Raw genomic sequence first — 19,583 nt, forward strand, 5'->3', positions numbered from 1 at the left:
CCTGTCATTTAGCGCAGCACCACAGCTTCTAGCACCCTGCGATCACATCGCAACCTTGCAATTGTAACGTTCCTTGTCGCGCCTATAACCGTTTCGACACAGCGATCTTCCATAACGCCCGCAGTGAAAATCTTTGCGCTAGAGGCATCAGATGGTTGCGATTCCCATATCTTTTGACAGGGCTCGGCGGAGGTACGATGTTATTATTGTCGGCTCAGGCGCATCTGGATCGGTGATCGCACGACGTCTATCGGATGATCCCAACATCAACGTTTTGCTCTTGGAAGCAGGCGGTATGGAATACCCGGCCGCGGTGGATGACGCTGCAAGGTGGACGGAGAGCATAAGCGGACCGCAGGATTGGTCTATTACCACTAGGCCTGCACGAGGGCTCGGTGGCCGATCACTACAGATGCCAATGGGCCGGATGGCGGGAGGCAGCACGAGCATCGGTGCGATGATCTGGGCGAGAGGACACAAATCAGACTGGGATCGGGTTGCAGAAGCAACAGGGGACGCTGAGTGGGGCTATCCAGCAGTTCTGAAGGTATACGATCGCATCGAGAATCATCATGGCTTGACGGACATCGGTCGGGGAAAGGGTGGCCCGGTTGACGTGTACCAATCACCTGACAACGATGAATTGTCGTCGGCGCTGTTGGACGCCGCGAGCAAAATCGGAGTTCCGCGTTTCCTGAATCCCAACGGCTTGATGATGGAAGCAGCAAACGGCTGCGCCTTATCGGAAACTACCGCACAGGCCGGCAAACGGATCACCATTTTCGGCTCATATCTCCAAAAGGCACTACACCGGCAAAACCTGACGATTCTGGCCAATACTCCCGCTCGCCGGGTGCTGATCGAAGGAGGCCAGGCCGTCGGCGTTGAGGCAATGTTCAATGGAGAAATCGTCCGCTTCAGCGCGATGACCCAGGTAATCCTGTCGGCCGGAGCTCTAAATACCCCGCGCATCCTGTTGCAATCGGGCATCGGCGACATGAGAGAGCTGAAACGAGTAGGAATTCGTTTGACTGCCCATCTCCCCGGGGTCGGCAAAAACCTGCAAGATCACCTTTACGTCCCAACCCTCTATAATCGAGGCTCGCTAACGGCTCCCGCCGGAAATGGGATCGGCGCAACGATGTATATAAGCGCAAACTCACACGCAGGCGGCCCCGATATTGAGATCACTAACAGCACCATGCCGCTCGTCAGCCCGGGAGTGCGACATTCCGAACATGAGCTTCAGTCCGCCTCGGTGTTGCTGACAGGTCTTCTGCGCCCCAGAAGTAGGGGATCGGTAAGTCTGACCGGATCCGATGATGAACTTGACGTTCACACGAATATCTTCAGCCAGCTGGAAGACCTACGATCCGCGCGGATTGCAGTACGATCGACGCGCGAGCTCGCGAACCAAGCGTCGCTGAAAGTCCTGCTTGACGCTAGCCTTTCCCAACCTTTTCGCAGCGACGCCGATCTGGATAGTTTTATCATGCAAAATGCCATCACGCTGGGTCATCACGTTGGTACCGCTAAAATCGGTCGTGACGAGATGGCAGTCGTCGACAGCAAGCTACGTGTGTACGGCATAGATAACTTGATGGTGGCTGACGCTTCTATTTTCCCGCAGGTGCCGACAACCGGTCCGATGGCAGCGTGCACTGTGATTGGAGAGCGTGCTGCTGAGCTGGTTCGTAGTCGGATAACCGGTGGAGACGAACCGACATACGATAACAACGATGTCGAGACACGTTTCTCCTGGTGAAATTTCGCTAGCGGCGATGGGGCACTCGGCAATGAGTTAGCTTTGCGAAATTAGTGAAAGGACCGGGCATGAGAGCAGCGATCATGCAGAAAATCGGAGCGGCAGCCGTTCTCGCATACACCGACTGGCCTGATCCCCCGCTATATCCCGGTTGGGTTCTCATTGAAGTCATGGCCGCCGGGGTGAATTTTCGCGACACGGGTGTGCGGCGCGGTGCCTTCTGGGAAGAAATGCAGTTTCCCCAGATACTTGGCATAGAGGGCGCTGGCCGGGTTTTGCAAGTGGGCGAAGGAGTGAGCGCCTTTTTGCCCGGCCAGCGCGTGGCATGGGCGCAGGGATTTGCAAGTTATGCAGAAAGGGTCGCGTTGCCTCAGTCTGCGCTGGTGCCGATTCCCGATGAGCTGGATTACCGCACTGCTGCGGCTATCATGACCCACGGACTTACAGCCAACTATCTAACAAATACGTTCTATCCAGTTCAGCCGGGTGAAATCGCCCTGGTTCACGCTGCCGCAGGCGGCCTCGGACAGCTCGTTACACAGTTCATTAAATTGAACGGCGGTGTGGTGATCGGACGTGTTTCGTCTTCTGAAAAAGGGGCTGTTGCTCGGGAGGCTGGGGCGGACCACATAGTCGTGGATAGCGGAAAAAGTTTCGTGGAAGAGGCATTGGATTTCTCCGGTGGATTGGGAGTCCATGTCGTTTACGATGGTTCGGGACCGTCGACTTTTGCGTCGTCGATAAAAAGTCTTCGGCCTTCCGGCACTCTTTGTTGGTATGGCGACGCCCTTGGTACCCCGCGCGCTTTTGACATCGCGGCACTTCCGAATGGCATCAAGATAGGTCACGCCGTGCCTCCCAACTACACCCTGACGCCCAAGCTTTACAGGATCCTCTCTCGGCAGCTTTTCGACTTGGTCTGCTCGCAAAGGCTCAAAGTGAGGATCGGGAAGGAATACCCGCTTTCCGATGCCGCGCAAGCACATGCAGATATGGAGAGCCGAACGTCGACAAGCAAATTATTGCTAATTCCGTAGTTTGAGCGTCGGTGTCCCTAGCGTTAGGTTTCGAGTTCGATAGCTCGAAGCGAAAGGTCAGCTGACAGGATTACGAAGGTAACTTGAGGCTGTGAAATTGTAATCAACACGTTTTGAAGGCTGCTCAGCATGCAGAGATGAAAACTGAAGATCAAGCCATCGTCTCGAAAGAGCAATCGCCATCGTCGGTCTGCGGTAGACAGCCCTCCGAAGCCGACGGACTTGAGGCCTTCGACTTTTTATACGGCTGGGAAGGAAGGCCGCCAAATCTCTGTGAGCGTGTCAAGAGATGGCTCGTCCGCCTCGCAAAAGCAGCGGTGAGCCTCTTTTCAAAAGCTGACTGAATCCGAGGCCTCGCTATCGGCAAGCAATTCGGACGGCGTCGACTGCTGCTAGCCGGTTCATGCCTGCCAAAGTGCCAAACTGGATCAGCGCTATGTCGGTATTGCGGAGGATGTAATCTCGGTTTTCGAAAAACTCTGCTCTCAATTGAGTGATTACAATCCGAACGACGACGCGGATCAGGATCAGGTCGAACAGAATATCGATCTCCTCTTCGCGCAACGCAAAGACAGAGTGAAAGGGTGTTCGTCACACCGAAATCCCAAATCCCCTTCACAACAGCAAGATTCGATGCGTTGATAATTGTGCTGTTACCGTTGAACACTCGATGAACTTTCGGACGCTAACTGGAATACCTCGCAGTTGAAAGCAGGCGGGGCGTACCAATCTACGGCACGCCCCGCGGAAACATCTCGGTGCTGAGTAGCTCAATCGGGATAGCGGCGCTTGAACCACATGTTGGCAGATTGATCGCCTGCCAAGGGGAAGCCCGGTCCTTTAGGGCCGGGAGTTTTCCACCGTGTACTGGCTTACAGAGCGAAGCCGCCGTCGATAGTCAGGCTAGCACCTGTCATGTACGAGGACTCATCGCTGGCGAGATACGAAATCAGGCCTGCAATTTCCTTTGGATCGGCAACTCGCTTCATCGGGCTCATATCGGAAAGCATTTCGATAGCACCGGCGTTGATGTCCGTGTTGGTCGGGCCAGGCTGTACGTTGTTGACGGTAATCTTACGCGGCGCGAGGTCTTTTGCCAGACCCTTTACCATCGCTGCGACGGCGGCCTTCGTGAACTGATAGACACTTGCACCCGGGCCCGCGGTGCGGATAGCCACGTTGGAGCCAATCGTGATAACGTGGCCGCCGTCCTTCATTTGTGCTACCGCTGCCTGAACCGACAGGAATACTGCACGGACGTTGATGTTCAGCATCAGGTCCAGGTCCTCTACGCTGACTTCTTCAACAGATGCCATCTTGAAGATACCAGCATTGACCACCACGGTATCCAGCTTGCCGAACTTGCTTACCGCGGAGCCTACTGCGCTGCGGATCGCGTCGGCATGTGCGCTGTCTGCCTGAATAGCGAGAGCTTTTCCGCCTGCGGCTTCGATCTCAGATGCAAGCTCGTTCGCCTTATCAGGACGAGAAACGTAGGTAAATGCGACAGCAAAACCGTCCGCGGCTAGGCGCTTGACGGCAGCAGCCCCGATACCACGTGCGCCACCAAATACGAGTGCAGTCTTCTGAGTTGTGCTTACTTCAGTCATCGTCATATTCTCCATTGTTGACAGTTCAGTCCATAATTGGCTAAAAAAAGGCCACTTGGCATTCCAAGTTCTAGGTGGCTCGCAGCCGCTCAGTTGCGAAACGAGCCGTCGACCGTAGATCGTCTAGCCCTCCGCCACCTCGCGCTGCGAGCTGAAGTCCGCTCATTGTCACTTGAACAAAGGCTGACGACTCATTCGGGTCTAGGCGACGACTGATTTCGCCGAGTGCCTGACCTTCGATTATTCGCTCGGTAACTCTTTTACCGATTGCTTGGCTCACTCTCGAACGAAGCGCTACTAGCTCTTCATCCATCACGCCGAACTCTCCTACCGATCCAATGCCCATGCATCCGAGGTTCCGAACCCGCTCATCTTCGGCAACCAGGCCAGTCAGAAGGTTCTCAATGCCCTGTAGAGGCGATGGCGTATCGTTAAGACGCTTGAGATGGGCTGCGGTAACGTTGCGCTGGTATGTAGTAAGCGCCTCGATGTACAGTTGGCGTTTATCGCCGAAGGCATTGTATAGGCTTTGGCGGCCTATTTTCATTGCTTCCAACAAGTCGTCGGTCGATGTCGCAGCGAAACCCTTCGCCCAAAACACGGCCATTGCTTTTTGTAAAGCTTCGTCTCGGTTGAATTCTCTTGGTCTAGCCATGAGAGAAAGCTAAGGGTTATAGACTGATCTGTCAATAACGGGCATCCCGGTTTTTTGTATCATATTGTAGCAACCTAAGCGCGTAAGCTTGGCGCATGGATGACCGATCATTGCTGCCCGGGCAACCAGGAGGTGATCAAATGCAGATCGAACGTGGATTTCTAAGTTCTCACGCTGTCAATCGCTCAACGCAGTTAAACGAGCGAAGCAATGTCTCGCTAGGAGACAGCTTCACAGGGGCATTGGATCGCAAGAACGCTGACAGTAGTCGTGTAATTGCGCCGCCATCGATGCCTGATGATCTCGTGGCGTCGCAGATCGGGATTGAGGCGACCATAGATGATGAGACCGACGCCGAGGTCTCCGCTAAATCCCGGCACAGTTCGCTGGTCACGGAACTTTCGAAGATCGCGAGCATGTCGCCAGCTGAGATGATGCGCGCCCGATATTTGGCCGCTCACGGACTGACTGAAGAGTCGCTGCGAGGTATGTCGAGTGATGATCGGGCCGCGATCGAAAAGGATATCGCCGATAGCCTCAAGCGTGAGTTATCCGACAAAGCGGGTGCAAGCGCTACCTCTGATCTACCTCAAGCCAGCTATGGTAATGACGACAGTCGCGGCGGACAGGGAGACGACGCCGGCTAGTCGTGTTAGTCCGGTTTGGAAAGCCGCAATGACGCTACTCGTCAGCACGTCAACAGGTGGGGTGCGTCCGAACAAAAAAAGGGGCCATTCGTTCGCTGGAACGAATGGCCCGTAAATGGAAGAACGAAACGCCCGTTCTTCGAGGGGAACGGCACACAACGGTTAGGAGCGCTGAACGCCACGCTCACTCTGGCAAAAGCTGGCTCCGGCGCAATGGCGAAAATACAGCCAACGCCGCAGAAACGGTTACATCGATAACGAACCAATTTCCGATGTAGTTCGACGGAAGACATCTCCCGATTTCTGAAACCTCCCCAAAACTTCCCTGTGAAAAAAGGTCTCTCGCGGTTGGTTGGAAGTCGACCCTCCGCAGCAGAATAGCTAGCAAATGGGAAGGAACTCCAATGCGAGTTTATTACGATCGGGATGCTGATCTCAATCTCATCAAATCCAAGAACGTTGTCATCGTGGGCTACGGCTCTCAAGGCCGCGCTCATGCTCTTAATCTCAAAGATAGCGGAACAGACAACATCGTGATCGCGCTCAAGCCGGATTCTTCGACGAAGAAGAAGGCAGAGGCGGACGGCTTCAAGGTGATGACAGTTAGCGAGGCCGCCAAGTGGGGTGACCTCTTGATGATGGCGACACCTGATGAGCTCCAGGCGGATATCTACAAAAACGAGATCGCCAACAATCTTCGCGATGGCTCGGCGATCGCATTTGCCCACGGCCTAAACGTACATTTTGGCCTTATCGAGCCAAAGGAGTCTCTGGATGTGGTAATGATCGCTCCCAAGGGACCGGGCCATACTGTCCGTAGTGAGTACCAGAAGGGTGGTGGAGTGCCGTGCCTCGTAGCTGTCCACCACAATGCTTCAGGCAACGCGTTGGAAGTAGCGCTTTCCTATGCATGCGGCATCGGAGGCGGAAGAGCCGGCGTGATTGAGACCAATTTCCGCGAGGAATGTGAGACCGACCTGTTCGGCGAGCAGGTGGTTCTCGCCGGAGGGCTTGTCGAGTTGATGAGGGCGGGATTCGAGACGCTTGTCGAGGCAGGCTATGCACCCGAGATGGCATACTTCGAGTGTGTTCACGAAATGAAGCTGATCGTGGACCTCATCCATGAGGGCGGCATCGCTAACATGAACTACTCCATTTCCAACACGGCAGAATGGGGTGAGTATGCCTCCGGCCCTCGAATTATCACTGCCGAAACCAAGGCGGAGATGAAACGCGTCCTGGAAGATATTCAAACCGGAAAGTTCACCTCCGAGTGGATGCAGGAATACAAGGCTGGCGGGTCTCGCTTCAAAGGCATCCGCCGATTGAACGACAGCCACCAGGTCGAAGAGGTCGGCGCGCGTCTCCGGGCGATGATGCCGTGGATCGCGAAAAACCGACTTGTTGATAAGTCGATCAACTGACTTGAGAGGTGGGCGAACAACGCGTTCGTCCACCCAGCAATCCTGTCCGCGTTAGCGCAAGATGTTGGACTTTGCCAAATCGATGACTTCGTTTCCGCGGCCGTTCAACACGGCCTTGGCCATCCACAGACTGAACCCTGCAATCTGGTCTGCATTTAGTTTTGGTGGCATGACCAACTCGCCATGATTGGTGACCACATCCACAAGCGCCGGACCGTCGTGATCCAACGCTTTCCTTATGGCGGCCTGCAGCTCTCTACCGTCCTCCACCCGAATACCCAGTACGCCAGCGGCGGACGCCATGCCGGCGAAGTTTGGGTTCTTCAAATCTGTGTTGCTCTCAACTAAACCCGCAGCCTTCATCTCCAGGTCGACGAAACCAAGTACGCCGTTGTTGAATATCACGACTTTCACCGGGAGGTCTTCTTGTGCGAGCGTCAAGAAGTCCCCCATGAGCATCGCGAATCCGCCGTCGCCGCACAGCGCAATCGCTTGTCGCTGCGGGAACGCTGCCTTCGCTCCGATTGCCTGGACCATGGCATTGGCCATTGATCCGTGCACAAACGAACCCAACAGTCTCCTGCGGCCGTTCATTTTTAGATATCTGGCGGCCCAAACCGTTGGCGTCCCCACATCGCATGTAAACACAGCATCTTCGTCTGCGGATTCACTGATGACCTTAGCCAAGTACTGCGGGTGGATTGCGGTGCCGGGCCTCTCAATCTGCGCCAGGTCATCCAACGACTTTCGAGCCTGGGCATAGTGGCCTTGGCAGCGATCGAGATGTTCTCGCTCATGCTTTGGGTCTAATCGTGGGAGCAGTGCGTCTACGGTGGCCTTGACGTCTCCTACCAGACCTAGCGAGATCGGAGTCCGCCTACCGAGGCGCGTTGGATCAATATCTATCTGAATTATCCGGGCGCTTTCCGGATAGAATTGGCGGTAAGGAAAATCCGTTCCGATCATAAGGAGAGTGTCGCAGTCCTTCATCGCGAAATACCCGGATGAAAAGCCGATTAGGCCGGTCATGCCGACATCATAGGGGTTGTCCCACTCTATGTGCTCCTTCCCGCGGAGGGCGTGGACGACCGGAGCTTTCAGCTTTTCAGCAAGGCTGACAATCTCGCGATGCGCTCCAGCACAACCCGCTCCCGCCAAGATCGTCGTTTTTCCCCAATCGTTGATAAGTGCGGCTGCCCGATCGAGCTCGGCGTTGTCAGGAACAACTACCGGCCTGGCGGGAACCAACCACCTGTCAGACCGAGGGGTCTCGACCTGTTGCATGGCGACATCGCCGGGGATAACCAAAACAGCGACGCCGCGCTTTCCAACTGCCTGCCTGATCGCCACATCGAGAAGCCTCGGCATGACGGATGCTGTTGAGACGAGTTCCGTGTAGTGGCTGCATTCCAAGAAAAGCTTCTCTGGATGGGTTTCTTGGAAGTAGCCGGTTCCGATTTCCGAGCTGGGGATGTGGGCCGCGATCGCGAGCACTGGAGCGGCACTTCTATGGCAGTCAAACAGCCCGTTGATGAGGTGCAGATTCCCTGGACCACAACTGCCAGCACAAACGGCGAGCTCTCCGGTTAGCTGCGCTTCCGCCCCGGCGGCGAACGCTGCCGCCTCCTCGTTGCGCATGTGGACCCACTCGATGGTTCCCTTCCGTCGGAGGGCGTCGCTGAGCCCGTTCAGCGAGTCACCTGTAACGCCATAGATCCGCTTGACCCCAGCTGCGTGCAGGGTGTCCACGATTACATCGGCTACCAATTGCTTCGACATCACGTACCTCTCGTTCGCTTGTGGAAAGCAGTTTTGTACGAGATGGGGGTTCCGACTTGGCGGTCAATAGACTGATACAAGCCGAAACAAACCGCCATGGGACGTCCAAAGTGTGTCATCTGAGAAGGCCGGTTTGATAGACAGACCGATCTGTATAGTGTTAGTATCGATGTATAGGAGGCTAATAATGATCGCCGGAACCATGACGAAGGCGCAGACGCCCGCTCGCGAGCGCATTCTCGCAGCTGCGGCGAAGCTTTTCTATCATCAGGGGGTACGCGCTACGGGGATTGATCTCATCATTTCCGAGGCTGGCGTGGCGAAGATGTCTTTCTACGCACATTTCCCGTCGAAGACCGACCTAGTCCGGGCCTTTCTCGACCGACGGCACGCTTATTGGATGGACATGTTCACCGGTGAGGTCGAACGTCGGCTCCAAGACGAAGGATTGAAGGCGCTTGGTTCCGCGCTTCTCGTTTGGTTCTCTAGCGGTGATTTTAGGGGCTGTGCTTTCATCAACACTTTCGCGGAGTTTGGCGAAGAATTTTCGGAGCCTGCTCAACACAAAGCAGAGCTGGAAGACTACATTCGCACCGTCGCATCGAGAACAGGTCTAACGAACTTAGATGCTGTAGCTTCGCAGATTATGATTGTCATCGAGGGAGCAATCATCCGGGCACAGATGGGGGCTTCCGCGGGTTTGGACAAAGCTCTCGCATCAATTTTCTCACAGATTTCCGATGCTTCCCGCGCAACTCACCAAATCAACTCCAGCATTGGAGGTTAGTCAGCGAGCCAAGTTCACTCGAGCTTCTATCCGATAATTACATTTGAAATGACAACTGGAGGGTCTGAAATTTTAAAGGAACGAGCCGCTGTTCTATTGTCGATGCAGCCTTTCAAAAGGTTGCCGAAAGTTTAAAGGCTCTCAGTTGTTAGCTCTTCGAGTGTGTTGCTTCAATGTAGTCCTGAGCCGGGTTAGTCGGCGAAGTAGGGATGCAGGCTTGAAGGCGCAGTTACTCGACCGCTGGAGCGAGATGGAGGGCTTGAGTTGTCGATAGGAGGTTAGGCTACGCCTGGCCAGCTGAGGAGATGCAGGCATGCCCGAACCTTTGGAGCAGTTGACACCATCTCCCTTGCTCGGGGGCGTCGCAAATCGGCGGGTTGGAGTAGAGCCTTTAAGCGACCTGGGCGGGTTGCTGCGCGTCGCGCGAGGTTGGATTTTGGGAGAGGGGAGGCGATAATGTCGGTTATCAAGGACGATTTTTGGCTTCCCGAGGATGCGGATGCTGAGCAGGAACGGCGTTCCTCGCGCCCGACCTTGAGGAAGAGGCGGCTGTCATACGGCGTAGCTCGAATATCCGAACTGTTTTTCCAGAGCGCCGTTCGGCGTGGGTTGGGAGCTTTGTCATGGCTTCAGCCCAAGTCTCTCAAATCCAGATTCTTGATCATCCCGTTGACAGGCCCGCTCGCGGCGTACGCTGCATTGATAGCCTTCGGAGATCTTCAAGCGCCTCAATGGACACTCGGGACTTTTGCGGCATCAACCTTATTTGTCGTGGTGACGACAGGTTATCTTGTTCGCCAGATGCTTCGTCCGCTAAGCGACATTGCAGCGGCGGCAAACAGGCTGGGAATTCATGGTAAGGTTGAAAGACTGCCGGAGGATGGCCCATGCGAAGCGCTAATGGCGGCCAAGGCGTTCAACTCAATGTCGGAAAGGGTTAGTTCGCAGGTTGAAGAGAGGATTCGGCTTCTCACGGCATTCTCTCACGATATGCAAACTCCGATCACGAGGATGCGCCTGCGCGTGGAGTTGGCTGATCAGTTTCCCGAGCAGGAGAAGTTGCTCAGAGACTTGCGAGAAGCCGAGCGGCTTGTGAGAGACGGCATAGCTTATGCACGCAACTCGCACCTGAGTCATGAGAAGGACATGCCGACCGATTTGCGTTCGTTCATCGAGAGCGTCGTGTTCGATTACCAGGACACCGGCCGGGACGTCACCATAGACGGTAAGATTAATGGGGTGCGAACAGTAAAGCCCGCAGCTTTGCGCCGCATTCTGTCAAACTTCATTGACAACGCTTTGAAGTTTGCGGGAGCGGCGGAAATAAGGGTTTCCAAATCGGTAAACGGACAAACTGTCATCGCCGTTATGGATCGTGGACCGGGGATAGCTCCGGAGCTGATAGAATCCGTCAAACAGCCTTTTGTTAAACTTCGCCAATGCCTTGGGGATAATACACCCGGAGTCGGGTTGGGTCTCGCCATTGCACAGCAGCTAGCAAGTGAAATGAACGCTACGCTGATGCTCGAGAACCGCCCTGGTGGCGGGCTTGCCGCACAGATCGTTTTTAAAGCCGATTGATCGAACTTAGATTGTATCGAACTGTGTCACGGCCTTGATGGAAACAGTTCGTTGCAATTCAGCCCAATCTCGAAATAACCGCGATACATCGTGGTGTTCTTCTCACGGAGTAAGCTAGCTGAGCGATCGCGCTCCTCCGTGGTTTCAACATCCGAGGCTCGACATGAGCGAATTGCCTTCTCATACACAAGTCTATCGCAAGTTCGATAGCGTGCTTGACCGCTCAATCTATGAGCCGCTGCCTGACGACTGGATTGTCGGCATGACTGACGTCGTTGGATCAACAGAGGCAATTAGGCAGGGCCGATACGAGGACGTCAATTTTCTCGGAGCATCAATCATCGCATCAGTCGGGAATGCGATCGGCTCTTTCGATTTTCCGTTCAGTTTTGGGGGCGATGGTGCGACTTTCGCACTGCCGAGTGCCCATCAGCTCAAAGCAGTTGCGGCACTTAGGCAGGTCGTTGCACTCTCTGAACAGAGCTTCAATCTCGAGATGCGCGCAGGCGTGATCCCTTTGCGCGACATTCGCAAGAATGGTCGGGATGTTAGTATCGCAAGGTATGCTGTCTCACCTGACGCGACATATTACATGTTCGCGGGGGGCGGCGTCCGCTGGGCGGAACAACAACTGAAAAGGGGTGAATTCTCGGTGGGGCTTGGCGATGAAGAGTTGCGTCCGCCCAACCTCGATGGCCTGTCGTGCGAGTGGAACCCGTTCGAGAGCAAGCGCGGAGTTATCCTTTCGTTGCTCGTAGAGCCCATGGACAGCACCTCCGATCTCATCTTCAGCCAGATCGCGCGTCAAATCATCCAGGTCTTCGAAAGTGCCGATGGTAATGCGAGCCCGGTTCCTCTCCGTGTTCCTGCGCGGAAGGATGGCCGCAGAAGCATTGATGATAAAACTTGGGCTGTCGTCGCTTCTAATTCGGATTACCGAAAGTTCGACGATGTCCTCAGATTGACTGTCGATTGCACGCCCCAGGAAGTCGAACAGATCGAGGCGATACTACGACGCGCTGTCGCATCGTCACTGGTGCGCTACGGCCTTCACCGACAGTCCCATGCCATAATGACCTGTCTCGTCCCGGGTGGCGGTGAAAATTCTCACCTTCACTTTCTCGACGGAGCGGACGGTGGATATGCACGTGCCGCAGCAATGATGCGGCTCAACGGATAGCGCGAACGAATAGTAGCATCAAGGGATCGCACGGATGAGATTATCGATGCACCGACACGGAAAAATGGCCATCCTGCACGGAATTGTCCGCCTTTTGCCGGCTAGAATGGTCAAGGCTCTCGGCGGCTCCAGACACCACATCGAACAGGCGGGGGCGATCTGCTATAGAAGAGCAGTGTCAGGCATTGAGATTCTGTTGATCGGCAGCCGCCGCAACGGGCGGTGGGGCATCCCCAAGGGTGGAATCGACAAGGGCGAGCGTCCCTGGCATGCGGCCGCGCGAGAGGCCTTTGAGGAAATTGGTGCGCTTGGCACCTGCGAGATGGAGCCTGTGTCGCACTTCTTTTACGCCAAAGCCCGAAAGCACGTTCCCACGCGTGTATCGGTCTTCATGTTGGAAGTCGGCGCAATGGCAACCTCCTTCCCGGAGAAGGGCCAGCGTGCATCGATGTGGGTAACTGTAGAAGATGCATCCGAGTACGTTTGGAACGATGGTCTCAGAGACATAATTTTAGGATTACCTGAAGCCCTTAAAAGACGGGCGGCCGTGGTTGAAGGCAGGCCACCTATGCTGTCTGCGTCAAATGGCAAAGGCTAACGGCATCTCTGGTCGGCAGCCCCCTTTTTCTCCGAGACCGGTTCGGGTTGACGGTCGGAACCTGGGCCGAAGTAGGGGTGTAACAGCCAGGCAGCGTAGCCATAACTGATAAATAGCCGACGAAACCAAGACTGTTTGGGAGCGGGCCTCGTGGGCGTCTCGCTCAGTTCGGACGTGGCTTTTTCATCACGCAGGTAGAAGTCGAGATCGGGCAAAAGCAGTCCGTTGACCGTAACAAGTCTAATTGAAGCGGCCGGCTGGGAAGGAGATTTGTCCATTTTGTTGATGACCCCCGGAGAAGTGGCAAGATGACTTCTCGGACCGTAGTCGCTCGGTCGATCAACACGATTTGAAACCGCGCCTGAATGGTTACATCTGCGACTGAGCATCCATTCGACGACTTCCGATAGATTGCTCGATTGAGCGCCACGATCGACACCATATGGCTGGGGTCATTGCAGGTAATTGGGGCGTTTCGAATGGATTAAACATGATGCAAACGGGTGTGTCGCCAGTGGGTTAGCTGACATTGATGCGCTGCTCGTTGTTCCGCTGAGGGGCCGTCGGCTGATCGGGTCTTTGTAAGGAATCTTCTTTGAGGCTGGGAGATCCCACCGCCTCTAAACCCCCGGCGAACATTGGCACAGTAAAAATCTCAGCTGTCCGAAGAGCGATGGTCGAACATGGCCGCCCCACACGGATTTCGAACAACCTGTTTCACTTGTCATCGTAAGTCGTGGCTTTGAAACGAGGGCGGCGAAAGACAAATCTAGAATATCGCGAGGACGACGTAGCTCCATTGTTTCGGGAGCAATTCGAAAGGAAAGCATCGTCATGGTCAAAGCAAAAATCCTCAATGTAGAGACGTCGCACGGTACCGTTGCAGTCGAAACGACTCCCTCGAACGGACCAGACGTAGTCCTGATCCATGGGAATTCCTCGTGCCGCGCGGTGTTTGAGAAACAGCTACGCTCTCAAATCGGAGAGGATTACCGCCTCATCAGTTTCGACTTGCCGGGGCATGGGGAGTCTAGCGACGCGACCGACAAGCAGCGGACGTATCCATTACCAGGTCTTGCCGATGCGAGCTTGGAGACGCTGAGGGCGTTAAACGTCCACAACCCTGTTCTTTTAGGTTGGTCGCTAGGCGGTCACATCGCTATCGAGATGGTATCTCGCGGGAATGATTTCAGAGGACTCTTCTTAACTGGAGCGCCACCCGTCGGCGCGAATATAGCTGAAGGCTTTCGAGGTAACCTGCTCAAGGGTCTCGCGGCTAACGGGCCATTTTCGAGGGAACAAGCAACGCAGTTCGTCGACAGGGTGTTTGGAAGCGAGGCGACAGATCAATTAATTGGTGCCGCTATGAGGACCGACGGTGATTTTCGAACGACACTGTTTTCGCAAGCGCGCATTGCCGAGAAGAGTAACCAGCGCGAGGTGGTCTGTTCCACCAAAATTTTGACGGCAGTGGCAAACGGAGACTCGGATCCGATCGTCAACCTCGACTATGTCGATGGCGTGCCATACGGTAACCTCTGGCGCGGAGAGTGCTTCCGAGTTCCTTCTGCCGGGCACGCTCCGTTTTTGCAGAACGCCGGGGCCTTCAATCGTTATCTGCGCGAGTTCCTTGCAGACCTCGATAGCGAATAGCATGAGGCGGACGGGGAGGGCGTAGTAGGAAGACCCCTATAAGAAGAGGTCGGCAGTGGGATGATACCGCTGCCGACCTTTGAGTCTACTGCTTGGAGGTCCACTCGCTACAGCTGGGGTTCGTCACGCCAGACCGCTGGAAACAGATCTCTCAGAGCGTTGATCTTTGGTTGCTCGACGAAGGCGATGTAGGGCTGCGTGGGGTTGTTCACCAAGTAGTTCTGGTGATAGTCCTCGGCTTGGTAGAACGTTTTTCCCGGCTCCATCGTTGTGACAATTTTCGATGCGAAAGAATGAGCCTTGTTGAGCTGGTCGATGTAGCTCGTAGCCACCGCGGCCTGTTCCTCGTTTTGAGGGAAAATAGCAGATCGATATTGATTGCCGATATCTGCTCCCTGCTGATCTAGCTGAGTTGGATCGTGCGCGACCGAGAAGAATATTTGCAGGAGCTTGCCGTAAGTGACCTTATTCGGATCGTAAACAATATTAATGGCTTCGGCATGCCCTGTGGTGCCTGTTTCCGTCAATTCGTACACGGCGGTCTGTGCACTGCCGCCGGCGTACCCCGCCTTGGCTGAAATTACGCCATCCACGTGCTGAAAGACACCCTGTGTCCCCCAGAAGCAGCCCCCAGCGAACACGGCCGTTTGCGTTGATGACTTCTCCACGATGTCGCTCAGCGGAGCGGGCAGCACCTTGGGCTGCTCGGCCGCCGACGGATAGCCCGTAAACCAGGTTGAATAGAATACAACGACTGCAGCGCCAGCCGCGGCTAGCGGCAGTACACCGGTGGTCTGCTTGAGAAGCTTTTTGAAGTTGAACATGGTCTTTTCCTATCCGAAAGTGAAGACGTAGGCACTCACGCCAGCGTCAAGGAATCTGATTGTGAAGGTACGTTTGGTGGGAACGCCGCTTTGTCGGACGAGTTGGTAGAGGCGCGTCTCTGTGACGGTTCCCACACCGTGCTCGTCGATATCCGCGCCGTGATCTTTGCCAGGCGGCGCGCCGTCGATCAGGACTTGGAACCGAATCTCCTTCTTTTCAGGTCCGCTGCCCATTACCAGGTGGAGATCGCGAGCATTGAACCGGAACGCGATCTCGCCAAATGACCGATCAAGGACGGCGGAGTCCGCGCCGACAGTCCACTCGCCTGTTAGTCCCCAGCCATTGAGATTAAGGCGATCCCAATAATACTTCTTCGGGGTGTCCCGCGCCGCACCGCCAATGGAAGCGAAGTTCCGCGCCTGCTCGTAGCCAAGGTAAGTTTCATCAGATAGGGCGGGTTGAGCGCTCGCGGCGATCTCAGCGCCGGTGGCTGCTGAGGGAGATGAATACTCCGGTGATGGTCTGGAGCCAGCCTCGCGGATCAGGTCGCGGATGGCTGCTTCCATCTCCTCGTAGGATCCCTCGCCAAACTGGTGATGGCGAATTCGACCCTCCGCATCGATCAGATAGAGCGCAGGCCAATACATGTTTTCGTAGGCCCGCCAAATGCGGTAGTTGCTGTCTAGGGCTACCGGGAAGTCGATCTTGAAATTCTCAACTGCATCCCGGACGTTATCCAGGCGCTTTTCGAACGCAAACTCAGGAGCGTGGACGCCAATGACCTCAAAGCCCATGTCCTTATATTTGTCCCGCCACGCTTTCACATAAGGCAGGGTACGGATGCAGTTGATGCATGAGTACGTCCAAAAATCGATGAGAACGACTTTGCCTTTGAGCTTATCGAGCGACAAGGGTTGAGAGTTAATCCAATCTGTTGCGCCGGCGATGGACGGGGCAGGACCCTCGACGGGCAAGGCACTTCGAAAGGACGCTCGGATGTTCGACGTGACTTCGGTGTTGCCTGTACGGCTTTTCGCGGCGGGATTGCCCGGTCCGCGAACGTCAGACGCTGCAGCAGAATTCAAGGGGATTACTGCAAGTAGCGCAATAGCCGCAATCGCCGAAGATGCACGGTTAGACGCAGAAGCAGCGAGATGGCGAACTGGTACCAATCGCGTTGTTGCAATGACTTGCGTAAGAACAACGCAGAGGTTGATCAATGCTAACGGCCATAAAAGAGCGTTGATGCTTATCGGTGTCATTTGAGAACTCCTTCGTTGAAAGGAGCTCACACCCTGGAAGTATCCTCAATGTGTCGAGTTGGGTGCGGTTTTGTAACGTAATGCAAATCTGCGCCGCCGCGGAACCGCGGCGCTCCGCCGCCGATACACTGAAATGCAAATCTAAGCTGTTCCGGAAATATTGCGGATACAAGTATGCCGCTGAATACGCCTGACGACGCGACCGATCGGTATGCAGCGGAAGCGATAACTAAAAACGAATTCCGGCCCGGCGTGTCTGGCGTTTGGCGTCGGTAAGGCTATCCGAGGATCACCCCTCCCTCCTCGGATAGCCACCCAATTCCTCCGGGCTAGCCGAACCTATTTGGCCAGGTTGATGCCCGGCTTGGGAAGCATATTTCCCTCAAGGCCCCACTTTTCATCATCTGCCGCGGGGAGACCCGGTCCTTCAGGGCCGGGAGGAAAGCGGCCATGGTCAGCCTAAGGCGGCAGCCATCCGCAGGAGGACCGACCCCAGGGCAGCTGGACTACGCAGATCGAATTGAGTTCTACCGGCTGTTGACGCCTCGAACGATCCGGGTTCCCATTGAGGTATTCCTCCGTGATCCCCTGTTTTGCCTTATTCTTCCGAAACTTCCCGCCCGTACGTTGGCTTGCGATCGCCATCGTTCATCCATGCAACACGCTCTGCATGGGCGGTGTAGCAATGGCTTACGGCAACGGCAGAAACAAAGACCTCGTCAAGAGGATGGTTGAACTCGGCACCCTGCCGATTTCGGCAGAGCTGTCGGACCTGCGCACGCGAATATTGTCAGCAATCGAGGTCATGGCAAAATCGATCTGGCCAGACGACATTTTGATGCCAATCCCACACGGGAAAGACATAGACGCAGTGATGCTAAAGGTGCAATCCGAGTTGTCGAAGTCGGGTCTCAACAGTGTGTGGGGCGAAAAGGCTAGGCTTCTTGCAAAAGCCGCGGTGTTGGAGCAGTGGAACCGTGCGCAGCGTCTTCTGTTCGGCAAACTCAGGAACATCGGAGCGCTTGGCGACACGCCTATGGCGGACGGAACAATGCGACTGGTCATTCTTCCGGAGCAATTCTCCCGGTTGCTGGAGAAAGACGATATCGACCAGTTACTCACTGTGGCCGCGAGCCGCGATTTTGCAGGAACGCTTCGGCTGTTCCGTAACCTTGCCTCTAGTGATTGCGGTCTTCCGGCAATCCAAGCCGAGGCGCTGCGCGCGATGACCGCATCGGTCCGCGATCGATTTGGATGCCCGGAATGGAAACAAGACGCGACCATCCAGTTGCATCTCGATTATCGCTGCCTTCGTGGAGGCAAGGCGGCTCTTGCGTCGATACTCGGTTCCTTGGGATCTACTCTGGCGCAGAGGTCCTCGATCAAACTCGATCTCGCCCTGACTGGTGTTTCCCCGCGCCAGGATCCAATCTCGGTGCCGTTACGAGTTGTCCGCGCCGTTTCGCGGACCATCAGCCGTCATGGTATTGGTGACATATCGGTCGGCTCGCTTTTGACCGAACTCGCCCCGTCGCATGTCCGCCCCAAGATGGTTGTTGTCCGAGCGCCAGCGGCCCCGACTGTTGCCGGCTGCCGCACTGTGGTCGCCGAAGACTTCGGGTTTACCAACACCTCCAGCATCGTGGTTTTGCGAAGCCGTGCGCCCATCGGTGAAGAGGCTCTCTCCCGGATCAGCGGACATAACGGCGGCGACGTCAAGAAGCTGACCAAGGCCCAGGCGAAGCTGTTTCTCGAAAAACATGTCACTGGCGACGATGTAGAAGTGTTGGAGACTGCGCAGTTCGACGGCCGCGACTTCCTGAGCCGCGTTAGCTCACATGGCGCCAAGGTCGACAGGTTACGGTCGGAGATCGACCGGCTGTACAACCGGCTCGACCGCATCCGGTCGGAGATCAACGTGGTTTCCAGCGTCGAGGCAGGGGCGATCGTTCCTGAAGTCGCCGCCATGCCGGATAATCCCCGGTACATGGCAATGCATTCCCGCTTCTTTCGTCTGCTAGCGGCCGTCGGTCGTCTTAAAGAGGCGCGCCGCGCTGTCTACCGTACAGTGGCGGGACTGAAGAAGTCGTGGTTCGGCTATGTCGCGCAGAGAAAGGCAGACCTCGCCGCCAAGCACGACGCCGTGGTGGTGACGGAGGACCTCGACATCCTGGCGGTGCCGACCGACCATCCCACCTACAAGGGACGGACGTTCAACAAAATGATCAATAACGGGTCGAAGGGGCAGTACATCCTGCGATCCAAGAATACTCTCACCTGGAGAGGTATCGGCTCGGTTAAGATACCGAGCTTCTACACGAGCAGCACCGACTGGAGAATGGAAAGGTCGACAAGTATCAAAGGCGCGGGGAAGTCTTTCGGGCAGCGTCTGATGGACGCGTCTGGGACGCCGACCTGCACGCCGCTGAGATGATCGGCCGCTACCTTTTCCTCAAGCCAAAGTCTGAGACCATCGTCGCGGCATTGGCCGCTTAGTGACAAACGTTTCCCGCTGCCGGTGGCCGTGGCCACCGGTGGTCGGGAAGCCCGGCCCTTCAGGGCCGGGAGTGTTCACCCTCACGTCCAGAATGGCCTTGGGATCGCGTTGGTCGACGAATAATCGCTCTTTTATCCTCGCAAGAACGGATCACCGCGCGGCCGTTCGTTCCTGCGGTCGACGTTACCGAACAACTCGTTTACCCCAACCGCCGTCCATCTCAGCTTACCCGGATATTCGTGCAGAATTTCAAGGCGGCTTGCGAGAAGTTCGGCTAGTGGGT

14 protein-coding genes and 1 pseudogene are annotated in these 19,583 nt (G+C 55.6%); 10 read left to right on the top strand and 5 right to left on the bottom strand.

The window, feature by feature from the left end; genetic code table 11:
* The first annotated feature begins 151 nt into the window (after nt 1–151).
* Together QTL96_RS24870 and QTL96_RS24875 are read left to right on the top strand one after the other, a co-directional pair.
* Entirely contained in the window at nt 152–1,765 is a 1,614-nt protein-coding gene (locus tag QTL96_RS24870; RefSeq protein WP_289729587.1) for an FAD-dependent oxidoreductase, read from the top strand.
* Nucleotides 1,766–1,833: 68 nt separating this feature from the next.
* Complete coding sequence (locus QTL96_RS24875; RefSeq protein WP_289729588.1) at nt 1,834–2,802, top strand: quinone oxidoreductase; 969 nt, start codon at nt 1,834–1,836, stop codon at nt 2,800–2,802.
* An 872-nt stretch (nt 2,803–3,674) separates the two neighbouring features.
* On the opposite strand, the gene QTL96_RS24880 is transcribed toward QTL96_RS24875, so the two are convergent.
* Entirely contained in the window at nt 3,675–4,412 is a 738-nt protein-coding gene (locus tag QTL96_RS24880; RefSeq protein ID WP_289729589.1) for an SDR family oxidoreductase, read from the bottom strand.
* A gap of 70 nt (nt 4,413–4,482) precedes the next feature.
* Complete coding sequence (locus QTL96_RS24885) at nt 4,483–5,067, bottom strand: TetR/AcrR family transcriptional regulator (protein WP_289729590.1); 585 nt, start codon at nt 5,065–5,067, stop codon at nt 4,483–4,485.
* 140 nt (nt 5,068–5,207) lie between these two features.
* Between QTL96_RS24885 and QTL96_RS24890 the strand changes: the two genes are divergently transcribed.
* Together QTL96_RS24890 and ilvC are read left to right on the top strand one after the other, a co-directional pair.
* On the top strand, nt 5,208–5,714 hold the full coding sequence (locus QTL96_RS24890) for a hypothetical protein (RefSeq protein WP_289729591.1): 507 nt from the start codon (nt 5,208–5,210) through the stop codon (nt 5,712–5,714).
* Nucleotides 5,715–6,118: 404 nt separating this feature from the next.
* Nucleotides 6,119–7,138 carry a ketol-acid reductoisomerase gene (gene ilvC / locus QTL96_RS24895; protein WP_289729592.1) on the top strand — a complete coding sequence of 340 codons (1,020 nt, stop codon included), beginning with the start codon at nt 6,119–6,121 and terminating at the stop codon, nt 7,136–7,138.
* A 51-nt stretch (nt 7,139–7,189) separates the two neighbouring features.
* Here the strand turns inward: ilvC and poxB are convergent, their stop codons facing one another.
* A complete protein-coding gene (gene poxB / locus QTL96_RS24900) occupies nt 7,190–8,917 on the bottom strand; it encodes a ubiquinone-dependent pyruvate dehydrogenase (protein WP_289729593.1) in 1,728 nt (575 codons plus the stop codon).
* Between the two features lie 187 nt (nt 8,918–9,104).
* On the opposite strand from poxB, the gene QTL96_RS24905 reads away from it, so the two are divergent.
* The 5 genes from QTL96_RS24905 (at nt 9,105) to QTL96_RS24925 (ending at nt 14,716) form a co-directional block, all read left to right on the top strand.
* Nucleotides 9,105–9,704 carry a TetR/AcrR family transcriptional regulator gene (locus QTL96_RS24905; protein WP_289729594.1) on the top strand — a complete coding sequence of 200 codons (600 nt, stop codon included), beginning with the start codon at nt 9,105–9,107 and terminating at the stop codon, nt 9,702–9,704.
* Nucleotides 9,705–10,160: 456 nt separating this feature from the next.
* Nucleotides 10,161–11,285, top strand: a complete 1,125-nt coding sequence (locus QTL96_RS24910; protein ID WP_289729595.1) for an ATP-binding protein — start codon at nt 10,161–10,163, stop codon at nt 11,283–11,285.
* A 163-nt stretch (nt 11,286–11,448) separates the two neighbouring features.
* Nucleotides 11,449–12,465, top strand: a complete 1,017-nt coding sequence (locus tag QTL96_RS24915) for a DUF3095 family protein (protein WP_289729596.1) — start codon at nt 11,449–11,451, stop codon at nt 12,463–12,465.
* A gap of 64 nt (nt 12,466–12,529) precedes the next feature.
* Nucleotides 12,530–13,063, top strand: a complete 534-nt coding sequence (locus QTL96_RS24920) for an NUDIX hydrolase (protein ID WP_289729597.1) — start codon at nt 12,530–12,532, stop codon at nt 13,061–13,063.
* 834 nt (nt 13,064–13,897) lie between these two features.
* Nucleotides 13,898–14,716, top strand: coding sequence for an alpha/beta hydrolase (locus tag QTL96_RS24925; RefSeq protein ID WP_289729598.1), 819 nt, complete (start codon nt 13,898–13,900; stop codon nt 14,714–14,716).
* 107 nt (nt 14,717–14,823) lie between these two features.
* Here the strand turns inward: QTL96_RS24925 and msrA are convergent, their stop codons facing one another.
* The gene (gene msrA / locus QTL96_RS24930) at nt 14,824–15,540 is read right to left on the bottom strand and encodes a peptide-methionine (S)-S-oxide reductase MsrA (RefSeq protein ID WP_289729599.1); all 717 of its coding nucleotides are present in this window, start codon (nt 15,538–15,540) and stop codon (nt 14,824–14,826) included.
* A gap of 9 nt (nt 15,541–15,549) precedes the next feature.
* Nucleotides 15,550–16,527, bottom strand: a pseudogene (locus tag QTL96_RS24935) (thioredoxin family protein); the annotation flags it as partial.
* A gap of 961 nt (nt 16,528–17,488) precedes the next feature.
* Here QTL96_RS24935 and QTL96_RS24940 point away from each other — a divergent pair.
* Nucleotides 17,489–19,237 carry a hypothetical protein gene (locus QTL96_RS24940; protein WP_289729600.1) on the top strand — a complete coding sequence of 583 codons (1,749 nt, stop codon included), beginning with the start codon at nt 17,489–17,491 and terminating at the stop codon, nt 19,235–19,237.
* The last annotated feature ends 346 nt before the right edge of the window (nt 19,238–19,583 follow it).

Source organism: Rhizobium sp. S163, assembly GCF_030380805.1.
Lineage (GTDB): Bacteria > Pseudomonadota > Alphaproteobacteria > Rhizobiales > Rhizobiaceae > Rhizobium.